We start from the raw sequence: 23,691 nt of genomic DNA, 5'->3' as shown, positions 1-23,691 counted from the left end.
AAAGCAAGGTGCCGAAGCACCTTGCGATTGTTTAGAACAGGCTGGCCGTGTGCGACTTATTGCGCGGCGCGGCAGAAGTCGAACAACTCGGCGAAGTACGCTGGGTCCTGTTGCATGTCACGCTTGAGATCAAACGCATCATTGGCAAAGAAGGTGTCCGCGTCGGCCGGGTTGAGCGGTCGAGTGATGGAAGCTGGACGCTCGCCGCTGATGGCCACACACACCTGACCGGTACGCAGCTGCTGCCACAGTGCTTCACCGGCGCCACCATCCTGACGAGCCAGCAAGATGGCACCCGGCTCAGCAATGTGGCCCTGTGCATCCGGCTTACCATATTGGGTCAGGTACCAGTTCTGATTGATGAATTTCTCCATCTTCAGCGCGCCGTATTGCTCGTACTCGCTGGCAACAAATTCCGTCAGCATATCGCGGATCGCATAAACCGAATCGTTACCCGAGTCGTACAACACATGGTCGGTTTGCGGGTCGAGCCACTGCTCAGCCAACAAAATTCCGTAGCGGTAGTTGTTCAGAGCCAACACGTACGTGGCGCTGGGCTCAAAGGCAACCTTATCCTGACCGATAGCGGTAATGGTCACCCGTTGACCTACCGGCTGGGACAGATCGACATGGTATTCGATGGTGGCATCGAACAGGTCGTAGTTATAGGAGCGCACGTTGTGATCAAAAGCGACAGTCAGATCCCCTTCACTCCAGCCCTGCAAGTAGCGGTAAGACCACTCCATGTAGTCCTTGAGCTTATCGCCGCGGATCTGCACGGCCATCAGGTTGTTGTCGTAACGGTACAGATCGGCACTATGGCGCTTCATATAAGCTTGCTGATCCAACAGGTTGCTGCTGTCGCCAAACAGTGAGGCCGCTGAAACATCGACCTTCACCCCTTGCTCCGCCAAAGCCTGCTCAACCTTGCTGATCTGCACATGGTGGATCAGATCCACCAGCGGCATATCCGCAACCTTGGCATGGTGGATGGTGGTGTACAGTTGCCCGTTATGCACGTCCGTGTTGGTCGCCTCATCGGCCAAACCATTGGCAGAGAAGGTAAAGTTGCCCTCAATGGTGCCAATCGCCGTGGTCGCATCATCAATTGACTCGCTGTGCACCGCATCAAACATCTCCACCATCTGCGCGTCTTCTTCGATCTCCGCCATGGTGATGTTGGACAAGGTGGTGTCCGCCAGTTGCCAATCGCCCGCCGCGTTGCGCTCCAGCTCGATCTCGGCTTTAGCCAGCGCCCAGCCCCAGTTGCCCGGCTCAATCACCTTTACTCGGGTTGCGCGTGCGGCTTCGTTGTAAACCCCGGCCAAACGCTTATCCTCAGCAAGGTTGTCGCCATTCGCGGAGATATCGACGCCGACTTCACCGCCAACGGTGGTCTGCTCAATAAATCGGGCGTGCTCGTGCCCCATAAAGATCACATCAAACTTATCACCCAGCTCATGGGCAATGCAGTTCACGCCGCAGCCGACGCCAGACTCCTGACGGCCCAAGTGGAATGCCCCGATCACCACATCTGGGTTATAGGTTGCCAACACATGGTCCACGGTCGCACTGACCGACGCCAGTTCGTCGTCGAACCGCAAGTTGCGGAAGTTTTGCGGCAAGGATGCCTGCCATTGAGGCACCAGCGATGGAGTCACCCCGATCACCGCAACCGTCGCCCCATGCACATCAAAGATCTGATGACCACGCAGATATGGAATATCCTCCTGCGCTTCATCGCCTAAATCCCAGAAGATGTTAGAGGAGATGATGGCACCGTTGAAACTGGCGAGGTTGCGATCAATAAAGCTGCGCTCAAAATCGAACTCATGGTTGCCCGGCACCCACACGTCATACTGCATGTAGTTCATCGCGTCGACCACCGGGTGAGTCGGATAGTGGTTAAACAGCTCGGCAGAGTTGCCCTGCACCGTATCACCCAGATCAATCAGGATCAGGTTTGGATCCTCTGCACGCAAATCGTGCAGCGCAGTTTGGATCTTGGCAAAGCCGGTGGACGCAGAGGCATCGTGCTGGGCGTAATCCCAAGCTCGAATATAGCCATGCATATCGCCGGTGGCGCCGATGGTGATGGTCTGGCGATCGCCGCTAAGCTCGCCTCGGGACTTGATCATCACATCCGGTGTCGTCGTCAGGGTTTGCCCCTCAATCACAGCGGAAGTAGCAACTGGAATGGTATCGATGTCGTCGCCAGAGCAACCGGTCAAAGCAAGGGCAACGGCAGAAAGCCATGCGCAGGATGTCAGGTGTTTCAACTACAGCTCCTGGGGAGAGAAATACAGTGTTGTTAGATTGGTTGTTTGGCACAGCAACGCCCTGTCACTGGCGGGGCGAGTTTACACAAACGGCCCCAAATGGCGAAGTGAAATTAAAAAGTCAAACCTCTGTCTCCGCCGATACGTTTAACCAGCGAACATCGGCCAGCGATTCTCAACGTCAGCTCACGCTAACGTGCCAGCTTGAGGTGAGCCCTAATGAAGCAATTATTCCATTTCAGCGAACTTGAGCATCCCGCCGCTCCCTTTGCCTACTGGCGGCCTGCACACCTCCTTATTCTCTTCTAGGTGACGCAATCCAGAGCGCTCGAAACCCGGTGGCAGCAACGTACCCAAAACATCGAGGCGGCACGAAAGGCCGGCCGTCCCAATAGCCGATCCGTCTGTCCCGGCATGATAAATCGTATCTCTTCCAGGTGATCCGCCACCAGGGCGTCGAACTCTCTGGCCCCGGCCGCTTCCCAGCACGGCTGGACTTACCATCACGTTTTATCGTCGAACCCAGGAAAGCGGATCTCACTCACTTCGGCTTTAAAGAAGGCGAAATAATCCTTGGTGCCAAACAGGTTGCCGGCGTCGATCCGAAACGGCAGGTGGTAGCCCTGTACCTCACGAAAGTCGGACAGGGTGCCGCCAAAGGGTTGCAGCCGGTAGGTCTTCTCCGGGTTTGCATCACTCCAGCGCATCAAAGAGACTTCGACGGGCCGGCCATCGAGATCCACCTTGATGTCGACAGCCTGCGACAAATGACCACGGCTGATCGTGATCCGGGCCGTGTCGGCGTCCACAGCTTTCCAATGAACGCCGGGGGCCGGAAGCAAGGCGGCGGGCGCCCAAAACACCGACTCGGCGACATACCGGCCAAAGGCAGAACGTTCGTGATCCGGATTGCCGCCCATGCGTGCTACGGGGAGCAAGCCCAAAATACGAAATCGGGTCCAGGTTCCTGAGTCAGAGCCCGATACCGGGATCCTGCCCGGCAGCGTCATACGCCAGATAAAGCCATGGGGGCAGGCCAGCAGCTGGCTTGCCTTCATCGCCTGATAGTTGGGGGCGTCCTGAGTCCCGAGGCTGAATTGGCCCTCCATGTGGATCTCAACCACCGGCGCCAAAGGGGTACCTGGCGTGATGGCAAAGTTGAACAGCCGTTGCGCAGGCTCCGGCAAGCCGCTCACCATTTGAGGATCAAACAAGGGTAAGGGGTGTGGCTGAAGCCGCAACAAGCGTGCCCATTCGGCGTGCTCGGCCCGCCCGTCAAACCATCTCAGGCACAGCAATAGGGCGACGGCCAGGCCGAGCAGCGAAAGACAGATCGCGAGGACAGTCATCATCTTGTTTCCATGTTCCTTGAGACGTCTGCCAAACCGGCGGTTTGCTCTAATGCCACTGGATCACCCCATAGCGCCGTGTTTCGCGGAATATTGTCCCTGATCGAGTGCAATCATTGGATGGGCCCGGGAGATGGAAACAGCCGCGCGACGGCACTGAGCAGAAATTCATCCTGATAATGGCCCGCCGCCACCGACATGCCCACCGGCGCGCCGTCGACACAGGCGATGGGCACGGTGATCTCAGGTAAGCGGCCAACCCCGGCAAAGGCGGTGATCGCCATGGTGCGATCGTAAAAGTCCATCGCCGTTGCCATCTCATTCAGCGAGCCTTTCATGGGTGCGATGGTGGCCAAAGTCGGGTAGAGAAACAGATCACCGGGCTGAGTGAATGCGCAGATCCGCCCAAACAGCAACTCGCACTGCGCCAGGACCGGATTGACATCACTGCGCTCAAAATGGCGCACCGTATCGTATTTCATCACAAACATCGGGCCGGTTTGCGGGGCGTTTTGCGCCACCCAGCCGCACACCGTATTCATAAACTCCCACGTCTGCAATGGACGCAGCGCCTCGGTATTGACGGCACTCAGCGTCATCGGCTCACCGACGATGTCACTGAGCGAAATAGGGATCATCGTCAACCCGCTGCGTGCGCTGATGGCCTCAAGCTTATGCTTGATCGCCTCTGACACCGCCTCATCCGCCAGTGCAAAGGCGTCCTCTAATAGGTAGATAGTACGGATAGGTGCTGCCGTGGATGGCCCACTGCGCAACAAAGTCCGCATCACTTTATCCAGTACTGGCAGCGTCGCGGCAAACGCGCCGACCGTGCTGCTGCTGGGCACGAATGGCAACACCCCCGCCTCGGAGATCCGGTGCATACTCGGCCGCATGCCATAGACGCCACACAGGCTGGCGGGGACCCGGATGGAGCCCGCACAATCCGTGCCCAAAGCAAAGTCGACCAAACCACAAGCGACCGCCGACGCCGAACCACTGGAGGAGCCCCCGGGGATCCGCGCCGGGGCTTTCGGGTTTACCGGTGTGCCATAAAACGCACCCTCGCCATCGAGGCTGTAGGTGTACTCATCGGAGACGGTTTTGCCCAGGCAGGTGGCACCTGCGCCCAGCACCTGCTCAACACACAGTGCATGGTAAGTCGCCGCCGGGTGCTTAGCCTTCCAGGCCGGACTGCCGTAAGTGGTGTGATACCCGGCGACATCGATGTTGTCTTTCACCGCAAAACTGAGCCCCTCCAAGGGGCCCGACTGATACGGTTCAAGCGTGAAGAGATCGACAAAGGCGCCGGAGGAGGAAAAGGTGTGGGTCGTTTGGATCATGATTGTCTAAATCGAAAAGCCGTTGCTTCCTAGCCTAACGAAAATTCGTAGCGTTGTTGCACTGTTTGCGCGGCGCACATCACAGGCCAAAGAAAACGGCATCGAGTCACGATCCCCCTCCGTCATCATTGCAACCGCGTTGCTGAGCCACTACTATGCCGCCGCGACGAAGTGCTTGTGATGATTTGATTGTCCAACGCTTATCGAGCGCACTTGGGCAATACTTTTCAGAAGTCACTTCCGATCGCTTCTACCAAGCAATCAACTTACGAAGAGACACCTTATGAAGATTGAACAAGCGCTTCCACAGCACTACAGCGAAATGCTGGCGGTATGGGAAGACTCCGTCCGGGCGACCCACGACTTCATCAGTGAAGCAGACATCGCCTTTTTTAAGCCCATCATCATCGAGCAGGCTTTTCCTGCCGTGACGCTGCGCATCGCCAAAAACGACACCGGTGCGATTGTGGGCTTTATCGGTGTCGCAGAGCAAAGCATCGAGATGCTGTTCCTGCGAGGCAGCGCACGCGGCCAAGGCGTTGGTAAACGCTTGCTGCAGTATGCGATTGAAAAGTGGAACGTCAACAAGGTGGATGTGAACGAGCAAAACCCTCAGGCGGTTGGTTTTTACCAGCACATGGGCTTTAAAGTGACGTCACGCTCACCGCTAGATGGCATGGGGAAACCCTTTCCTATCCTGCACATGAGCCTATAAAAGGGCTTAATTCGGACAGGCTAACGCCGCCATTGTCTGTGAGTCGTGCCTGTGAGCATCGCCACAGTGCACCGCTCCTAAAGAGCACATTCATAAGTAAGATCCGGGATTGGTACGACGCCACCCGCTTGGTAGAAGTTGCGCCGCAGGCTAATAACCTGCGGCGCTTCCGTATCTGGTGTTTGCGGGTCGCAGTCAGAGTGGCTCAATCACCGCTGGGCTTTGACGCGTCCTCTTGCTGCGTCGCCCAGCGAACCGCCTCGGCCGCGTGGATCGCCGTCGTGTCGTACAGCGGCACTCGGGTGTGTTGCTGCTCGATCAACAAGGCAATTTCGGTACAGCCTAAGATCACCGCTTCGGCGCCCTGCTCGAACAGTTGATTGACGATCGCCAGGTAGCGCTCGCGGGAGTCGTCTCGCACCTGCCCCTGGCACAGCTCGTCATAGATGATGCGATGCACGGTTTCCCTTTGCGCCGCGTCCGGCACCACCACCTCGATGCCAAACTTATCGGCCAGCCGACCTTTGTAGAAATCCTGCTCCATGGTGAAGCGGGTGCCAAGCAGCCCCACTTTGCTTACGTCATCGGCTTTGAGCACAGCGGCGGTGGCATCGGCAATGTGCAGCAACGGGATGGACAGCGCCCGCTCGATCTGCGGCGCCACCTTGTGCATGGTGTTGGTGCAAATAAGCAGAAGATCGGCGCCACCGGCCTGCACCGACAGGGCCGCTTGGGCGAGGATCTCGGCGGCTTGCTCCCACTGTCCCAGATCTTGCAGCCGTTCAATCTCATGAAAATCGACGCTGTAGAGGCACACTTTGGCCGAGTGCAATCCCCCCAGCTTGGCCTTGACGCCCTGGTTGAGGGCCCGGTAGTAACTGGCGGTCGACTCCCAACTCATGCCACCGAGCAAACCTACGGTTTTCATCCAAATTCCCTTCTGATCAAGCGTTCTGGCAACAGGATATCAGTTCGCGTCCACAAAGGATCTGCACAAAAGCGCGGCGCCACTGCCGTGTCCCCGCTGCGATAAGACCCGCTAGTCGCGCTGACGTTGCAACAATATCGTCGCCACCGCCGACAGGGCGATCCCCGGCAGCACGGCCAGGGGGATACGGGTTCCCAAAAACAGCCACACCATGGCCGCCACCAACGCCGGGTTGAGATAGATGTACGCCATCACTCGCTTGGGGCCCAGCACCAGGGTGTTTTTCTGAAACAGGTAGGCGGTCACCAGGGTCGCCGGCACGGCGAGGTAGCCCATATTGAGCCAGTCGCCGGCGGTCAACTGCGCCCATTGCAACGGCTGGCCGGACAGCAGCAACGCCAATGCCATCCACAGCGCGCCGCTGAGCAGGGTGCAGAAGCTCAACACCAGCACAGCGTCATTGCGATACAACTTCTTCATCGAGATGGAGTAGCAGCACATCGACAGCGCAGCCAACATAAACAGGCGGTCACCGGGGTTAAGCTCGAACGCCAGCAAGGCATTGAGATCGCCGCCAAACACCACCCAAACCGTGCCTAATGCACCCAGCAGATAGATCAGCCACTGCCGCTTGGGCATCGCCTGACCAAACGCCACCCACGCCAGCAGTCCGGTAACAAAGGGGACCAGGGTATACAGGGTGCCGGTATTGAGCGTGGTGGTGGATTTGAGCGCTTCGAAGAAGCCGATAAAATACAGCGCGTAGAACAGGCTGATCAGCGCCGCCCGTGGCAGCGTCGGGAGGATGGCACTGCGATAGACGCGCCGGCTCAGCACCCAGGGCGCCAGGCACAAGGCCGCCAGGACGAAGCGCAGCAGAGTGAGCGACACCGGGTTGATGGTCTCAGCCAGACGGGCGGACACCAAAAAGGAGCCCGCCACCAGCAAGGTGGCAATAAAGACCCCCAGGTGCGCCTTCAATGTTTCACCCTGTTCCACTGCCATTGCGGCCTGTTGCTCGCCCAACTGACTTACCTCTCACCCAAAAAACAGATCCAAGCCAACGTTGCCGGATCGCCGGGCGGCACTATACAAGTTAAAGTGCGGTTTAACTCAAGTATTTCATGCCACTGAAAGCTCACCGCGGTTCGATTCGGCCCCCACCGGCTGATAGAGGAAACGCTGGCGGGTTGGCTCTTTCATTGCCCGCACCACCAGAGACACCAGGAACACCAAGCTGATGGAAAACGCCAGACGTCCCCAGAACACCATATTGAAATCGGCGCCAATGAGCAGCAGCAACAGGGTGTCCTCAATCATGCTATGCACCAAGTTAAGCAGCATGACGGTAATGAACAGATCATAGCCGGACACCTCGCCTTTTCTGGCTTCGTTGATCAACAAGCCGCCGCCGATGGAGACCCCCAGGGTAATGCCGATGATGGCCAGGTTGGCCGCCGCCTGACCGACGCCCAGCAGCTTAAACACCGGACGCAGCATAAAGGACATCAGCCGCTCGATCCCCAGCGCTTTGAGCAGCTTGAGTGTCGCCATCAGCACGGTGATCAACACGACGATCATTGCCAAGTTCTGCAGTTGGGTCATGGCCCAGTACAACAAGCTGGCGTCGCCGGTCGGCTCCGGCTGCCACGCCATCTGCACCAGCTCCTGATGGGTTCCACTCTGGCTGTAGTACTGAAACTGCAGCCAGGCAAACAGCAAGCCGCCACCAATGCGCACCAACAAGGTCACCCACAGCGGACTGCCCGCCTTGCGGGCGATGGCTCCCTCCACCGGCAGACCATGGGCCAGCAACATCAGGCTGGCCAGCACGGTGATCTGCGCCACCGACAGCGCCACGTCCTGATCCATCAACACCAACAAACCGCCGTAGATGTTGGTCAGCAGCGTGGTGGCCCAGACAATGCCCATCTCTTTGGGCAAGCCGATCCCGTTCATCAAGGGCTCAAGCCACAGCCCCAGCAGCTCGATGCCGCCCAGCTCCTCGATGAACTTGACCAAAATGAGCATCGGGATCATCACCTTAAACAGGGTCCAAGCCACAGAGGTGACCTCACCGAAGAACTGCTTTAACGAGTATCCGAACTGCCGTGCTGCGCTTGCCATTGCTACCTACTTGAATAAAAAAGCCCGGCAACGCCACTCAGCGGGGCGCTGCCAGACAAAAAACCTTGCTCGTATTGAGGTCGCATAGGATACGGCCAGTCCGGTTAATGTAATTTCTCATTCAAGCCACAGACTGACTAAAAATTTCCTATTTGATAAACTTTAAGAAATTAGAGTGGCCATTTTACTGCCGGAGAGAAATGTGGAATTAGACCGTCTGGATCGGCGTATTTTAGTGCAGCTGCAGCGTAACAATAAGATCGCCAATATCGAGCTGGCCGCCGAAGTGGGTCTGTCGCCACCGGCCTGCCTCAAACGGGTCAAACGGCTGCGCGAAGGCGGGGTGATCAAAGCGGACGTCTCGCTGGTGGATCCCGAGTTGGCCGGCAACAGCATGACGCTGATCGTCTCCATCGAGATGGAGCGGGACAGGGCCGACATCTACCGCCTGTTCAGTCAGACCATCCTCAAAGCCCCGGAAGTCACCCAGTGCTACCAAATATCCGGCAGCTACGACTTTATGCTTATTGTCTGCGTCAAAGACATTCAGACCTACGAAGATTTTGTCGAAAACACCCTGCGCACCGACTTTAACATCCGCAAGTTCCACACCTCGGTGTCGCTGCGCACGGTCAAATTTGAAACCGCCATCGATCTGAGCCGGGGCGAGTCATGAGCCTTCACGCCGTACTGTTTGATATGGACGGGCTGATCTTCAATACCGAAGCTCACTTTGAACAGGCCTGGCAGCACGCGGCAACACTGCAGGGGCGCAGCCTGGATCTGGCTTTGTACCGCTCCACCATCGGCATGAAGCGGGCCCATTTCGAGCCGCGTATCATCGAGCAACTGGGCCCCGGACTGGATATCGAGCGCTACCGCTGGGATCGCGACGCGCATTTTCACCGGCTGCGTCAGCAAGGGCTGCAATACCAGCCCGGATTCGAAGCCCTGTTCGAGGCGCTAGGCCAACGGGGGATCAAGCGAGCTCTTGTTACCTCCTCCCACTGGCCGGATGTGGAGCACAACTTTGCCGGCAGTGACTACCTGCACCGATTCGATACCCACGTCTGCGGCGACTCGGTGCAAAACGGCAAACCGGCACCGGATTGCTACCTGCTCGGCTGTGAGCAACTGGCCGTCGCCCCCGGCCAGACACTGGCGCTGGAGGACTCCAACAACGGCATGCGCGCCGCCATTGCCGCAGGCTGTCGGGCGGTGATGGTGCCGGACAGGCAGACGCCCGCCGACGACGTGCGCCGCCACGCCCATGCCCTGCTGCCATCACTGGCCGACGTTTTAGCGCAAGATCTGCTTGAGAGCGGCTCGCGCGAATAAGCGCCCTTGACGACGCGCCTCCGTTCAAGCGAGATCACCACCTCACTGGAACGGAAAAACGGCAACGCTCGATGAGGATCATCAGGGTTATTCGACAGCCCGTGTTCGCGGGCGCCCCACCCGCCCGCAAGCCCCTCCACCGGATCCGCACCGGTAGCTGATGACGGACAACGCCACGATGCCGCCGCGCCCAATTGAAATTTGCGCCGACATCGTCTGTTCGAATGATGAAGCCGGATCCGGGGTTTGCCAGTCTACAGGCATAAACCTAAGGGAGAGCACACCATGTGCATGAGCAAGCAGACCAAAACCCACATTAAAAAAGACGTCGCACTCAATGTCTTCCTCAATGTGGTCCTCAATGCCGGGATCAGCTGGATGCTGCTCAAAGGCGGTGAAACCTTGATCTGGGGCGGCGACAAAGGCTTCGTCGGCGATCTGCTCGCCACCGCCTTTCTGATGCCCTTCATCGTCACCCTGATCATGATCGCTGTGCAGCGCAAAAAGGTCCGCGCAGGCAAGCGCGATGCGGTCGCGCTCAACACCGGCGCCCCCTTAATGTCATTGCTGGCACGTTTCCCCCGCTCCCTATTCAAAAACGGTTTACTGTTTGGCGGCGCGGGTATGTTGATCCTCGCACCGATCACCCTGCTCGGATTATGGATAGTCGGCGTTGAAACCTTCAGTCCCGGCACCTACTCCGTGTTTAAGGGTCTGTGGGCGGGCGTCATTGCCGGCATATTGGTGCCCATGATGATCCTGGTCGGGCTCAGACAGGGCAAATAAACACCCTCAATGCCGGCATGACATCCAATCGAACAGAGCAGCCAGGCCTGACGAAGTGAGGCTCAAGAAGCCGCTTCCCCGAACTTTGGCGCTGGCCAACCGCCGGCCCATCGCTCGCAGCTGGGTCCTAATGTGGGCTTAGGCTATGGCTGTGGCTAACGCCTCGCTCCCAGAGCCCACCATCGGCAGCCGAAACCGGCCGCTCACGCTTGTCTTTCATACCTTGATGAACACGCTGTACGGCTTGCGACAGCTTGTTACATATAAATTTATATCCTTGTTATATCATACGCTTAATACTTGTCCTGGCCACAGCTGATCCGGCAACCGATATGATGACACTACGTTCGCTCCACCATTTACTGCTACTGCCCGTGTTATTGAGTCTCGCGCTGGCACTGCCGACGCAGGCCCGCGGTCCGGGCCCTGACTCTGCGATCGGCGTGGAGCTGCACACCGTGACCGAGCAGCCATGGGGCAATCGCCTGCAGGCACTGGGAACGGTCCATGCCCGCAATCAGATAGATTTGATCAGCCAGACCGAAGGGGTGATCAGCCAATTACAGATCCGCGATGGCATGCGTGTCGAACAACAACAGCTGTTGATACAGATCGACGATCGTTTGCCGCAAACCCAACTGGCTGAGGCCAAAGCGGCCCTGCAGGATGACCAGCGTCAATTGGCGGAACTCAGCCAATTGCGAGCCAGTAATTCGGTGTCCGCGTCCAGCCTACGCGCCCAACAAGCGCAGGTGGTGATCGCACAGGCCCGGGTGGATGCGGCCAATGTGACCCTGTCGCACTACCGCCTGGAAGCGCCGTTTGCCGGTGTGCTGGGACTGAGCCAACTGAGCGTCGGCCAATACATCCAACGGGGCGAAGCGTTACTGAGCCTGACCGATCTCGACAGCCTCTACCTGGATTTCAGCCTGCCCAGCCAGTACCTGTCCCAGCTCAGGCTGAAGCAACCGCTTCAGCTTCATTTTGCCGCTTGGCCAGAGAGTCACTTTGCGGCCGAGATCAGCAGCATCGATCCCACCGTCGATCCCCAAAGCCGTAACGTACTGATCCGCGCTGAGTTGAACAACAAGACCCAGGAGTTGCGGCCCGGCTTGCTGGCCCAAATTGATCTGATGCTCGGCGGCGAGTCCACCCTGGTGCTGCCCACCAGTGCCATCTTCTACCGAGGCAGCCAGGCCTATGTCTATGTGGTGGACGACACCGACACCGCCCGTCAGATCGCCGTCGAAGTGGGCACCAGCCAGGGCAGTCAAACCCAGGTGCTGAGCGGCCTGCAGCCGGGCCAGCAGGTGGTCAGTGCCGGAGTCGGCAAACTCAGCGATGGCAACAAGGTGAAGGATCTGCGCAGTGAAGCGGCGAACGTACCGGGAGCGCCGTCATGATCCTGTCCGATCTGGCCATTAAGCGCCCCGTCGTTGCCTGCGTCATCAACCTGCTGCTGATCGTCTTTGGGGTGTTGGCCTTCAGCCAGATGTCACTGCGGGAATACCCGGACGTCGCCTCGCCGATTGTCTCCATCCGCGCCAACTACGCCGGGGCCTCCGCCGACATCATGGAATCCCGGGTCATGAAGGTCATTGAAGATCAGCTTTCCGGCATCGATGGCCTGCGCAGCATTGACGCGTCCGCGTCCGAGGGACGTGCCCGCATTAAAGTGGAGTTTGAGGCCAGTCGCGATCTGGAAGCGGCCGCCAACGACGTTCGCGATGCCGTCGCCAAAGCCCAGCGTCAGTTGCCCAGCAACATGGATGCGCCCACCGTAGAGAAAAGCGACGCCGATGGCGACGGGGTGATCAGCTACGCCGTGTCCTCCGACAACCTCAGCGCCGTAGAGCTGAGCGACTACATCGAACGTCAATTTGTCCAACCGCTGAGCTTGCTCGATGGCGTCAGCTCCATTGAGTTGCGCGGTGAGCAACCCTACGCCCTGTTGGTGCAGCTCGATCCGGTCGCCATGGCCAGCCGCAATGTGACGGTCAGTGACATCGAATCGGCGCTGCGCAGCGAAAACCTGGAAGCGCCAGCGGGCAGCCTGTCCGACGATGCCCGCAGCTATACACTGCGCCTTGAGCGCAGTTACCTGACGGTGGAGGATTACCATCGCCTGATTGTCCGCCGCAACGACGACGGCTCCAATCTGTACCTGTCTGACATCGCGACGGTCGCCACCGGCGCCAAAGACGACCAGCGTATTTTGCGGGTCGATGGCCGCGCCATGGTAATGATGGAGTTTCTCAAACAGTCTCAGGCCAACACGCTGGACGTGGTGCATGGCATCAAAGCTGAGGTGGAGCGGCTGACGCCGTTTCTGCCCGAAGGCATGGCCATCGTGCCACTGTCGGACAGCTCCATCTTCATCGAAAGCGCCATCGGCGAGGTGTACACCACACTGGCCATCACCTCGATTTTGGTGATCCTTGTGATCTACACCTTCCTAGGCAGCGCCCGCGCCACCTTGATCCCCGCGGTCAGCGTCCCGGTCTCGTTGATCGCCACCTTCGCCGTCCTAGCGCTGTTTGGCTACTCAATTAACCTCATCACCCTGCTGGCCCTGGTCTTGGCGGTGGGCCTGTTGGTGGATGATGCCATCGTGGTGCTGGAGAATATCGTCCGCCGCATCGATCAAGGCGAGCCGCCGATGCTGGCCGCCTATCGCGGCACCCGCGAAGTCGGTATGGCGGTGATCGCCACCACCACTGTGCTGGTGGCGGTGTTTGTGCCCATTACCCTACTCAGCGGCACCATCGGCTTGCTGTTTCGAGAGTACGCGGTAACCCTGGCCGCAGCGGTGATCATCTCCAGCATCGTCGCCCTGACCATGGGGCCGGTACTGGGCAGTCGATTGCTCTCGCTGAACGTCAAACCCGGCCTGTTTCACCGATTGATCGAGCGCGCCTTTGCGGCAATGGAGCACGGTTACCGCCGCCTGGTCAACGGCGTTATCCGTCACCGCTGGGTCGCAGTGGTGCTGGTGCTGCTCAGCCTCAGCTTTATCGGCCAAAGCTACCAATGGCTGCCGCAGTCGTTTGTGGCCAGGGAGGATCAGGGTCGTCTGTTTGTGATGGTGCGCGGCACCGAGGGCACCGGCTTTGCCGCCATGCAACCCCACCTGGATGAAGTCGAGCAACGCATGCAACCTTTGCTGGCGCCGCACGGTCCGATCGCCAATATGGCGGTGCGTAACCCCGGCCGCAGTGGCGAACATGAGATCATCCTGATCATCGATTTGGTGCACTGGGATGAGCGCGATAAAACCGTGTTTGAGGTCGGCAATGACATCCGCCGTCAGTTGGCGCCGATGGCCGACTTTCGGATCTTGCCGATGGTGCCGACCAGCTTCGGCAGCCGGGCCCGATCGCCAGTGGAACTGGTGATCGGCGGCGGCGACTATGAGCAAGTCAAAGAGTGGACCGACCGAGTCATCACCCTCGCTGCGGACAACACGGGTCTGCTCGATCTCGACAGCGATTACGATGAAACCACGCCACGACTGCGCACCACCATCAACCAGGCTTACGCCCATGAGCTTGGGATCCCGGTGTCGGAGATCGCCACCACGCTGGAAACCGTACTGGCCGGGCGGGATATCACCAACTACATCGAAAATGGCGAGGAGTATGATGTCCACGTGCGTGCCCCGCGCAGCGCCTTTAACAGCATCACCGAACTGGCCAACATCCATCTGCGCTCCCAGTACAGCGGCGAGTTGGTCCGGCTCGATACCCTGGTCTCCATCGTCGTGGAGGGCCAGCCCAGCGCGCTGAAGCATTACAACCGGCGCAAAGCCATCACCATCTCGGCCGATCTCGCCGACGGTTACTCATTGGGCCAGGCGCTGGATTATCTGGAGCAGATCGTCCAGACCGAACTGCCCAACCAAGCCACCGTTGACTACAAGGGCGAGTCGCTGGAATACAAACGCTCCTCCAGCTCGATGGCGCTGATCTTCGCTTTGGCCATTGGCGTGGTGTATCTGGTGTTGGCGGCACAGTTTGAAAGCTTTGTGCATCCTCTGGTGATCATCCTCACCGTGCCACTGGCGCTCACCGGCGCCTTTGGTGGCTTGTTGCTGATGGGATTGCAGCTGGATGTGTACACCCAGATCGCGCTGATCATGCTGATCGGCCTGGCCACCAAAAACGGCATTCTGATCGTTGAATTCATCAATCAGCTGCGCGACCGCGGGATCGCCTTTGAGCAAGCCATTATCGACGGGTCCACCCAACGACTGCGCCCCATCCTGATGACCGCCATCACCACCCTGGCCGGCTCCATTCCGCTGATATTGGCCAGTGGCGCGGGTTACGAGTCACGTTCGGCGATCGGTATTGTGATCTTCTCCGGTGTGCTCATCGCCACCCTGATGACGCTGGTGGTGATCCCCGGCCTGTACGCCTTGCTGGCCGGTCGTACCGGTTCTCCCGGCGATGAAGCGGCGAAGCTGGCCAAGCTGGAACACGCCCACCCGCTCGGACGCAGCCAGCACTGAGTGTCACGCAATTGAACCGTCCCAGAGAGTCCTGGCTCAGTGCCGCAGCGCACCGAGTCAGGCTCTCCGTGTAACAATGGCGACATGGCGCGCCACTTGCCTTCATCCCCCTTTTGCGGCACGCAACCAGGACTAAAGGGAGATCCACTCCCCTGCCAATCAGGATCGTTTTGCACTCAATATCAGCGGACTGAGCCTTGCGCTGTCACCAGGTGTGTCACAAAACACAGTTCACACTCTGACAAACGCTTAGCGCCAGGCATTGACGAACCGGATCCGGCGACACAACATGCTGCCTAGGTTTCTTTTGGGGCTATGCCCGGCCCGCCTGACAATAACAATAAGGCACAGACCAAGATGCAGTTTCCCTCCCTTATCACCACCGGACTCACCCTGCTCAGCCTGAGTGTTGGCTCAGCCTTGGCAACCGAACGGCCCAATATCATCGTCATCAAGGCCGACGATCTCGGTTATGGCGACGTCAGCTACAACCCCGACGGCGAGGGGGACTTTGAAACCCCCAATATCGACCGGATCGCCGCCCTGGGTGTCTCCTTCACTCAGGGCTATGCACAGCACGCCGTCTGTGGCCCCTCCCGTGCCGGTTTTGTCACCGGACGCTATCAACATCGCTTTGGTTACTTCGACAACATCGGTCCCATCGCCCGTGATCCTGAAGAGGGCATGGGGATCCCGCTCAATCAACAAACCATAGGTAACTACCTTAGCGAAGCCGGCTACGTCACCGGCCATATCGGCAAGTGGCACGACGGCGATGAGCAGGAATACTGGCCTTATAACCGCGGATTCCAAGAGTTCTTTGGCTTTAACAACGGCGCCGCCAGCTACTTCGTTGGCCCGGTAAACCAAACCTGGGACGCCCCCTGGTCGGCGATCTACCGCGAAGACGGTGAACGGGTCGCCAACTTCCCCGAGTACCTGACCCAAGCCTTTGGCAACGAAGCCGTCGACTTTATCGATCGCCATAAAGACAGCGACCAGCCGCTCTTCCTCTATCTGGCGCACCTCGCGCCGCACGGACCGATGGAAGCCACCGAAGCGGATCTGGCCAAGTTTGAGCACATCGAAGATGAAGCCCGCCGTACCAGCGTGGCCATGGTGCACAGCATGGACAACACCATCGGCGATCTGCTCGACAAACTGGAGGAGGAGGAGATGCTGGAAAACACCCTCATCTTCTTCACCAGTGATAACGGCGGCGAAGGCTACCCGCACTCCAGCAATAAGCCCCACAAGGGGATCAAAGGCACCACCTATGAAGGGGGGCTCCGAGTCCCGTACCTGATGATGTGGAAAGGAGTCGTGATGGAAGGGGTGACGCTGGATTCGCCCGCGACTGGCATCGATATCAGCGCGACACTGCTCAATGCCGCCATCGGCGAGCCGGATCCCAAGTGGCAACTGGATGGGGTCAACCTGCTGCCCTACGCCAGCGGTCAGACTGAGCAGTTAGAGGAACGCTTTCTCTATTGGCAAACCGCGGCCAACAGCGCCATTCGCAACGGCGAATGGAAATGGGTCGACACCCGCAACACCCTATATCGGGGCCACCAGAAAGGCGGTCGAGTTCAAGCCCTGTATCGCATCTCAGAGGATCCGGCTGAGACCACGGATCTCAGCCGCCAGTATCCGGAAGTTGCTGAAAACATGCGAAAAGAGTTTGAGCGCTGGCAAAGCCTGAATGAACCGGCCCGCTTCGGCTGGAACCCGGCGTTCGGCACCCGGGTCGGCTACCGCGGCAAACACAAAGACTGATCGAGCCGACGCAGCGCGGCATGGCCGCTAAGTCTATCGCCGCGCATCAAAGGCGGAACGAACAGCCGAAGTCGTTACGTTAATAACGGCTCACCGGCGACCCGTTAACGGCAACACAGACGAAAAAGCCCCACACTGTGGGGCTTTTTGCATTCCAGGCCCGTCACTAGCCGATCCGACGCGCTTCCACCGCCGCGGCCAGGCGTTCAAACGCCGCAACGATGTTGGCCCTTGGCGTGGCGATGTTCATCCGCTGGTACTGATTGGGGCTCTTGCCCGGCTCGGCAAAATCCTGACCAAACCAGCCGCCCGGCGTCAGTCCCACGCCTGCGTCGATCAGCAGCGCTTTGAGCGCGTCATCGCTCAGATCCAAGCCGGAGAGATCAAACCAGATCTGATAGGTGCCCTCGGGCTTAAACATCCGAACGCCGGGTAACTGCTTGGCCACGAAGTCCGCTATCCAGCTGACCGTACTGTCTAGGTAGGCCAGCAGATCCTCCAACCACTCCTCACCTTTCTCATATGCCGCGATGGTGGCAAAGGTGGTAAAGGCATTGCCGTGGCCCAGATATTGACCATCCACCACGGATTTAAACCGCGCCAGCATGGCTTCATGGCCAGTATAGATATAGCCGTTTGAGATGCTGTGCATGCCGAAGGTTTTGGCCGGCGAGCCCAGCAGGGCGATGCTCTTCTCATACCCCAGCGCCATCACGCTGGTGAAACGGTGGTCACCATAAATGATGTCGCTGTGCACCTCGTCGCTCACCAGCCAGACATCGTGCTTCTGCGCCAATGCCACCACGGCCTCTAGCTCATCACGACGCCAGACCCGGCCGGTAGGATTGTGCGGGTTACACAGCAGCAGCGCCTTAACGTTTTGCTCGATGATTTTGCGCTCCATATCGGCCAGATCCAGCTGATATTCGGCATCGACCCGGCTCAACGGATTGGTCACCACGGTGCGGCCCGCAGCACGGATCAGCTTGTCGAACTGGTGGTAGGCCGGAGTTTGGATCAGCACGCCATCGCCCGTTTCGGTCAGTTCACGCAGCACCAAGGACAGGCCGGACAACACACCGGGCACCATCACAAAATTATCGGCCTGCAGCGTCAACTGATGGCGATGTTGATACCAGTGACTCAACGCTCGATAGACGCCCTGACTGTTAAATTCATAGGCATACACGCCCCGCTCCACCAGCCGATGCAGTTCATCGGTGATGGGCTGGGCCACGGCAAAATCCATGTCCGCCACCCAGAAAGGCTGCACCTTTTCAGTGCCATAGATAAAGTCGAGCATCTTGGTGTCGTGCTTAATAAACCGGTTGTTCTGAGCGGGTTTCACTTGGGTTTCGCGATCAAAAACGGACATAAAAAGACTCCTGCGCCTTGGCCGAACCGGCAGGCCGCCATGGGCGATTTCGGCTCGTTCTCATGATTTGATGACTGTTAAGACGCAGAGACGTGGGATTGGACGCAATTAATTGACGCCTTTGGCTCACACCGCTTCATGCCCAGACGCGAAGCGGCGCCTTGTCGAGGTATGATCGCCCCATCATTCAGCGCCGCCGCTTGACCCTCCCCTTGGGGCAGCCCTTAGTCTGGATAGCGTCGCCCAACCAAACCGGGCACAAATGCGATCCAAGCCATAAGAGATCAGAGCATGTACAGCATTGGTGAATTTTCCCGGCTCTCGCAACTGACTGTGAAAGCCCTGCGCCTCTACCACGACAAAGGCCTGTTGGTGCCCAATCAAGTCGACGCCGAGACCGGTTATCGCTATTACAGCGAGTCAGATCGGGAGCGGGCTGCGCTTATAACGACGCTCAGAACCATGCGCTGCTCGTTGGCGGAGATCCAACAACTGCTGGCCGAATGTGAGCACGACAGCGAGTTACTGCCCTTTATGCGGGAGAAACAACGCCGTCTGCAGAGCGAGATCCGTCAGCTCACTGCGGTGTCTAAGGCCATCGACACGCTTATCCAGATCGAAACCAGAGAGAGACCCATGATCCGAAACCAAGAGATCGAGCTCAAAACCCTGCCCCCCTAGACGTCATAAGCCTGCGCTGGCAAGGCCGCTATCAGGACACGGGGAAGGCCGCTATCAGGACACGGGGAAGGCCATCGGCAAACTCTACCGCGCAGCCGGGCGTCATGCGCAAGGCAGCGCCATGAACTGCTATTACGACGGCGAATACAAAGAGCAGGACGCGCAGATCGGCACCTGCCTGCCGGTGAAAAAGCCTCTGAGCCCCAAGGTGCCCCTGCAATACCAAACCCTGCAAGGCGGCGAGTTTGCTTGCCTGATCCACAAAGGCAGCTACGACAGCATCAGCGACAGTTACGCCGCGCTGTTTCGCTATCTGCACCAGCATAATCGCACCTTGGCCGGTCCCAGCCGCGAGATCTACCTCAAGGGCTCAGGCATGCTGTTCAAGGGCAATCCGGACAACTACCTGACCGAGCTGCAGTTCCCACTCAAGCCCGCACAAAACTGAGCGATCTGAACCGGTTTTTTGAGCCACACTGAGTCCACAGAGCAAGCTTTGTTAGCAACAGGAGAGCCACGCATGAGCCAGCAGCGCATCAACACCATCGCCTTGGTGGTCGCCGACTACGACGATGCCATCGAGTTCTATACCCAGTATCTAGGCTTCAAGCTGGTGGAAGATACGCCGCAGGGGCACAAACGTTGGGTCGTGGTGGCGCCCCCCGGTGGCGGCGCCCAACTGCTGTTGGCTCAGGCCAGTAACGACATCCAGCGCCAGTTTGTCGGCGATCAAACCGGGGGCCGAGTGTTCCTGTTTCTCGAAACCGACGACTTCTGGGCCGATTATGAGCGGATGAAAGCCAAGGGCGTCGCCTTTAGTGAAACCCCAAGAGAGGAGCCCTACGGTACGGTTGCGGTGTTTGAGGACTTATACGGCAACCGCTGGGATCTACTGCAACCGACCCAGGCGGATTGAGTGCATTCAGCTGTTCCCCTCAGGCGTTCAGACCTATGATCCCCGAGATCTGCTAAAGTCGGGGATCACCAGCGCGCCCAATGCTCCTGAACCTAACTTGCCACCATCCGCAGCCACAAGCGACCCGAAATGAAAAACTGGATCCATACCCCTTCCCACCCCGACATCGCCCGATACGTCGAATGCTACTGGTTTATCGACCGCGATCGCGCCGGCCAAAACGCCGACTTCCCCAAGCTAAATCCGGATCCCAGCGCCCACCTGATCTTCGCCCCGGCGGCTCAGCGCTACTACTATCATGCCGGTTCGAAGGAGATGCAGGGCCAGGGCAGCCACTGGCTCTACCCCCATGTCCGCACCCTGATCATGGATCACTCCCGCGACTTTCAGATCGCCGCGGTCAAGTTCCACCCCGGTGCGCTCTATGCCCTGGGGCTGGACGTCGACGCGCCGCGGTTGGATGACACACAGGTCGTCACCAGCGACACCCTGCCCCTGCACCAGCCCATCGAGGCCGACGCCCTGGTGGCACGCGCCGCTGCCGAGCCCGACGCATTCTTCGCCCAAATGGAGCACCTACTGCTGCCTTGGTTTGCCCGTGCCCAGGCCGACAAGCACAGCAAGCTAACCAGCGCCGCCCTGCCGCTGCTGCTGGACACCCCCGTCGGAGAGCTGGGCGACAAGCTCTATTGCTCCCAGCGCACACTGGAGCGCAGCTTTGCTCGCGTCACCGGCCTCACCTTAAAGCAGTATCAGTCAATGGTCCGCCTCGATACCTTGCTCGAAGCGCTTTATCAGCAGGCCGAAGCCGACATCGACTGGGCCGCCATCGCCGTGCAGTTTGGCTTTAGCGATCAACCTCACCTGATCCGTTATCTAAAGCGCACGCTGGGCACGACGCCGGGGAAATACGCCAAACAAAGGGATTTCACCATTGATATCTATGGGGATTTTGAAAGGAGCTGATGCGATACCGCAGGGCAGTCAAGCGTAGGGCGGCATTAGCCGCGCAGCGAGCATGATCCGCCATGAGGTGGGGCATTGAAATGCGGCCCGTCTTTTCCTTGAGATCGCATGGCAGATTACGCGCAAAGAGCCGCGCTAATACTGCCCTACGCCAGACAATGATGCCCATCAACGGGCGGCAGCGGACGCCCCGATCGGGCCATGGGGAGTTTCAATAAACCTTACCCCTTGAGCTTAAGCACATCACCTCACTGCCGCCCCTTAACAGCAAAAAGCCCCCGTAGAGCGTCTCTGCAGGGGCTTTAACAACGGGCCGTTAGAAGTACTTGGTCCATGCCAACTGGCTACTGTGCTTAAAGCGAGCAAACGCCGCTGTTGGCCAATACAGGACCAGTGCGAGCAGCAGGGTCAGCGCCCAGATCTGCCATAGCGAGTCAAAAGCGAACAGATCGCCATAGTTGGCACCAAACAGCGCCAGCGCAGCGCGATAGCCGATCAACAGCACATACAGATGCAGGATGTAGAAGAACATCGGGGCCGAGCCGACCACCTTCAGTGCACGGCTGAATCGGGTATCCAGTCGCTCAAACACCGCCAGACAAAGCAGGCCAAAGCCTACCGTCAGCAACACAAAGTTCAGTGACGGCGGATACTTGGTGAAGTTCAAAAACGACATCAAGCTATCGATGAAACTCTCACCCGCCAGCCAAGGCAGGGTTTCGCCATACAGGTTGAAGCCACGCAGCACCAGCAGCAGCGCCAAAGCGCCCAGACCCAGTTTGACCAAAGTCGCCTGGCGTGTCGCTGCATCCACATTTCGACTGAACAGCGGGCCTAAGGCATAGCCCAGCAGGATCACGCCGATCCAAGGCAGCACCGGATAGGACACCTTGATGGCCAGTGGCTCACCACGCCAGAGGAAGTCAGCGTCGTGCAGCATGGTCCAAGGCACAAAGCCCCACTCGCCGGGAGCAAAGCTGATCGGCGTCAGCAGGTTGTGGCCGAAGACAATGGCAAAACCCAACAGGGCAACCGCAATTCGAGGCAGACGACACAGCGCCGCCAAGGCAATCATGCTCATGCCGATCGCCCAGATCACCTGCAGGTACAAGGTTTCGTAGTAGCCGAACCAAGAGAAGTTGACCAGCGTGGCTTCGATCAGCAGCAGAAACAGACCGCGCTTGAGTAAGAAGCTGCTGGCGTTACGCTGGCCACCGTTGGCCGGGTTGGCGTACAGCCAAGCCGACAAGCCGGTCAGGAAGACAAAGATAGGCGCGCACAAGTGGGCCAGGATCCGAGTAAAAAACAGACCCGGCTCAGTGACGTCCAGATCCACCGGATCCGACACCTGATACTGGTAGAAGAAGCGCTCACGTACGTGATCAAGCAACATGATGAGCATCACCATGCCACGCAATACATCAATCGACGCTAAGCGCATTTTGGGCTGAGCCAGCGAGGCTCCCGGTGCATGCGCAGCACCGGCATTGATATTGGAAACAGTCAAAACATTACCCTTTGCGGCCCCTTAGAGCCGAGTGCGGATCCAGCCATTGCACACCACTGCGAGACGCAGGTGCACAAGCGATACAGCTTAAATCTTGCGATCTAAACCCTAGGCAATTCACACAACAAAGGGAGGGCCACGACTGGCTGGCTGGGGACGCTCACTGGCCAACGCAGAGACATTCGGACGCTCTACTACAGAGACAGGAACAGGCACACTGGCAGCCAACAGACAATCCGGCACCAGCGTTGACCCGCATTGGCCGACCAAGCGCTCACTCAGACAGCCATTGTGCTGGTGCTGCTCTAACGAACCCGAGGCGAAGTGCGCCTCATGCCCGCTCTGATGCCCCACTTCCGCCAACTGCAAGATCGCCAAACTCTGGCCCAGCAAAGCGGTCCAGCAGATCAACAAGAGGGCGATCAGGCGATAGGGTTTCATGGGATCAGAACAGAGAATTTCGGCCGCGCAGTATAAACAAGCCGGTGATTATTCGCACTCACTTTCACCGGTATGATCTTGGGTGTCTTTCTAAGTTTGTAGGGTTGGTTAGCCGCGCAGCGACGTAACCTACCGGCTTTCAAGTGTTGGCAGATCACGACTCCGAGAGAGGGAAGGCGGTGGCTTACGCTTCGCTAAGCCCCCCTACATAAGAACAATCCGCCCCTCGCAGCAGCCATTGATGATTCAAATTTCAAAGCTGTATTGAACAGTCATGATCTTGGGTGTCTTTCGAAGTTAAAATCAACTTTACATGATTTTAATTCACTTTTAGCCTATTCCCAATCAACACCGGATGTTCAACATGTGCAGACAAAGGAAGTAACCATGTATCAAGCATATGAAATTGCGATAAAAGAGCACATGCTGCACGTTAAAAAAGATCATTACCCACTCAGCAAAGTCAGCCAGGTTGAGGTCAAAACCATGACCTGGAAAAACCACTTGGTGCGGATGTTGACCTTAGGCCTAAATAACTGTTCCGAAATGTAGATCACTGAGTTCTCAGATTTGGAGGGAACTCGGCTTCCATTGTGCGATCTGATCAATCGCCAAAAAGAAAAGTTCGACAAGGAAGCCGAGCCCCATGATGCT

The 23,691-nt window shown here is 58.2% G+C and carries 21 protein-coding genes; 12 read left to right on the top strand and 9 right to left on the bottom strand.

The features are described 5' to 3' along the window. Positions 1-56: 56 nt before the first annotated feature. The 3 genes from ABEA08_RS12440 to ABEA08_RS12430 form a co-directional block, all read right to left on the bottom strand. Entirely contained in the window at positions 57-2,279 is a 2,223-nt protein-coding gene (locus ABEA08_RS12440; protein ID WP_345335649.1) for a bifunctional metallophosphatase/5'-nucleotidase, read from the bottom strand. A 503-nt stretch (positions 2,280-2,782) separates the two neighbouring features. Beyond that, a complete protein-coding gene (locus tag ABEA08_RS12435) occupies positions 2,783-3,631 on the bottom strand; it encodes a DUF6544 family protein (RefSeq protein ID WP_345335648.1) in 849 nt (282 codons plus the stop codon). A 110-nt stretch (positions 3,632-3,741) separates the two neighbouring features. Beyond that, positions 3,742-4,971: an amidase family protein gene (locus ABEA08_RS12430; protein WP_345335647.1), complete on the bottom strand. Its 1,230-nt coding sequence runs from the start codon at positions 4,969-4,971 to the stop codon at positions 3,742-3,744. A gap of 283 nt (positions 4,972-5,254) precedes the next feature. Here ABEA08_RS12430 and ABEA08_RS12425 point away from each other — a divergent pair, with 283 nt between their 5' ends. After that, entirely contained in the window at positions 5,255-5,686 is a 432-nt protein-coding gene (locus tag ABEA08_RS12425) for a GNAT family N-acetyltransferase (RefSeq protein ID WP_345335646.1), read from the top strand. A gap of 205 nt (positions 5,687-5,891) precedes the next feature. Here ABEA08_RS12425 and ABEA08_RS12420 read toward each other — a convergent pair whose 3' ends face one another. The 3 genes from ABEA08_RS12420 to ABEA08_RS12410 form a co-directional block, all read right to left on the bottom strand. After that, positions 5,892-6,614 (bottom strand): aspartate/glutamate racemase family protein, encoded by a 723-nt coding sequence (locus ABEA08_RS12420; RefSeq protein WP_345335644.1) that lies wholly within the window; start codon positions 6,612-6,614, stop codon positions 5,892-5,894. 111 nt (positions 6,615-6,725) lie between these two features. After that, positions 6,726-7,619, bottom strand: a complete 894-nt coding sequence (locus ABEA08_RS12415) for a DMT family transporter (RefSeq protein WP_345335643.1) — start codon at positions 7,617-7,619, stop codon at positions 6,726-6,728. A 117-nt stretch (positions 7,620-7,736) separates the two neighbouring features. Next, positions 7,737-8,741, bottom strand: coding sequence for a hypothetical protein (locus ABEA08_RS12410; RefSeq protein WP_345335640.1), 1,005 nt, complete (start codon positions 8,739-8,741; stop codon positions 7,737-7,739). 202 nt (positions 8,742-8,943) lie between these two features. Here ABEA08_RS12410 and ABEA08_RS12405 point away from each other — a divergent pair, with 202 nt between their 5' ends. From ABEA08_RS12405 to ABEA08_RS12380, 6 genes are all read left to right on the top strand, one after another. After that, a complete protein-coding gene (locus ABEA08_RS12405) occupies positions 8,944-9,417 on the top strand; it encodes an Lrp/AsnC family transcriptional regulator (protein ID WP_345335639.1) in 474 nt (157 codons plus the stop codon). Then, complete coding sequence (locus ABEA08_RS12400) at positions 9,414-10,079, top strand: HAD family hydrolase (protein ID WP_345335638.1); 666 nt, start codon at positions 9,414-9,416, stop codon at positions 10,077-10,079. The genes ABEA08_RS12405 and ABEA08_RS12400 overlap by 4 nt, the downstream gene beginning before the upstream one ends. 291 nt (positions 10,080-10,370) lie before the next feature. Beyond that, entirely contained in the window at positions 10,371-10,865 is a 495-nt protein-coding gene (locus ABEA08_RS12395; RefSeq protein ID WP_345335637.1) for a hypothetical protein, read from the top strand. Between the two features lie 332 nt (positions 10,866-11,197). After that, positions 11,198-12,268 carry an efflux RND transporter periplasmic adaptor subunit gene (locus tag ABEA08_RS12390; protein WP_345335636.1) on the top strand — a complete coding sequence of 357 codons (1,071 nt, stop codon included), beginning with the start codon at positions 11,198-11,200 and terminating at the stop codon, positions 12,266-12,268. After that, a complete protein-coding gene (locus ABEA08_RS12385; RefSeq protein WP_345335635.1) occupies positions 12,265-15,375 on the top strand; it encodes an efflux RND transporter permease subunit in 3,111 nt (1,036 codons plus the stop codon). Before ABEA08_RS12390 ends, ABEA08_RS12385 begins: the two co-directional genes overlap by 4 nt. Before the next feature lie 357 nt (positions 15,376-15,732). Next, positions 15,733-17,151: a sulfatase-like hydrolase/transferase gene (locus tag ABEA08_RS12380; protein WP_345335634.1), complete on the top strand. Its 1,419-nt coding sequence runs from the start codon at positions 15,733-15,735 to the stop codon at positions 17,149-17,151. A gap of 166 nt (positions 17,152-17,317) precedes the next feature. On the opposite strand, the gene ABEA08_RS12375 is transcribed toward ABEA08_RS12380, so the two are convergent. Next, complete coding sequence (locus ABEA08_RS12375; protein WP_345335633.1) at positions 17,318-18,526, bottom strand: MalY/PatB family protein; 1,209 nt, start codon at positions 18,524-18,526, stop codon at positions 17,318-17,320. Positions 18,527-18,817: 291 nt separating this feature from the next. Between ABEA08_RS12375 and ABEA08_RS12370 the strand changes: the two genes are divergently transcribed. From ABEA08_RS12370 to ABEA08_RS12355, 4 genes are all read left to right on the top strand, one after another. Beyond that, the gene (locus tag ABEA08_RS12370) at positions 18,818-19,207 is read left to right on the top strand and encodes a MerR family transcriptional regulator (protein WP_345335631.1); all 390 of its coding nucleotides are present in this window, start codon (positions 18,818-18,820) and stop codon (positions 19,205-19,207) included. A gap of 16 nt (positions 19,208-19,223) precedes the next feature. After that, positions 19,224-19,655, top strand: coding sequence for a GyrI-like domain-containing protein (locus ABEA08_RS12365; RefSeq protein WP_345335664.1), 432 nt, complete (start codon positions 19,224-19,226; stop codon positions 19,653-19,655). A 72-nt stretch (positions 19,656-19,727) separates the two neighbouring features. Next, positions 19,728-20,123, top strand: coding sequence for a VOC family protein (locus ABEA08_RS12360; RefSeq protein ID WP_345335630.1), 396 nt, complete (start codon positions 19,728-19,730; stop codon positions 20,121-20,123). Between the two features lie 129 nt (positions 20,124-20,252). Next, on the top strand, positions 20,253-21,089 hold the full coding sequence (locus tag ABEA08_RS12355) for a helix-turn-helix domain-containing protein (RefSeq protein ID WP_345335629.1): 837 nt from the start codon (positions 20,253-20,255) through the stop codon (positions 21,087-21,089). Between the two features lie 316 nt (positions 21,090-21,405). Here ABEA08_RS12355 and ABEA08_RS12350 read toward each other — a convergent pair whose 3' ends face one another. Both ABEA08_RS12350 and ABEA08_RS12345 read right to left on the bottom strand, forming a co-directional pair. After that, complete coding sequence (locus ABEA08_RS12350) at positions 21,406-22,530, bottom strand: acetyltransferase domain-containing protein (protein WP_425557366.1); 1,125 nt, start codon at positions 22,528-22,530, stop codon at positions 21,406-21,408. A gap of 183 nt (positions 22,531-22,713) precedes the next feature. Beyond that, a complete protein-coding gene (locus ABEA08_RS12345) occupies positions 22,714-23,037 on the bottom strand; it encodes a hypothetical protein (RefSeq protein WP_345335627.1) in 324 nt (107 codons plus the stop codon). Between the two features lie 387 nt (positions 23,038-23,424). Here ABEA08_RS12345 and ABEA08_RS12340 point away from each other — a divergent pair, with 387 nt between their 5' ends. After that, positions 23,425-23,589: a hypothetical protein gene (locus ABEA08_RS12340; protein ID WP_345335626.1), complete on the top strand. Its 165-nt coding sequence runs from the start codon at positions 23,425-23,427 to the stop codon at positions 23,587-23,589. Positions 23,590-23,691 lie beyond the last annotated feature (102 nt).

This window comes from Ferrimonas pelagia, from assembly GCF_039543565.1.
Classification (GTDB): Bacteria; Pseudomonadota; Gammaproteobacteria; order Enterobacterales; family Shewanellaceae; genus Ferrimonas; species Ferrimonas pelagia.
This window is presented reverse-complemented; position numbering and strand designations above follow the sequence as displayed.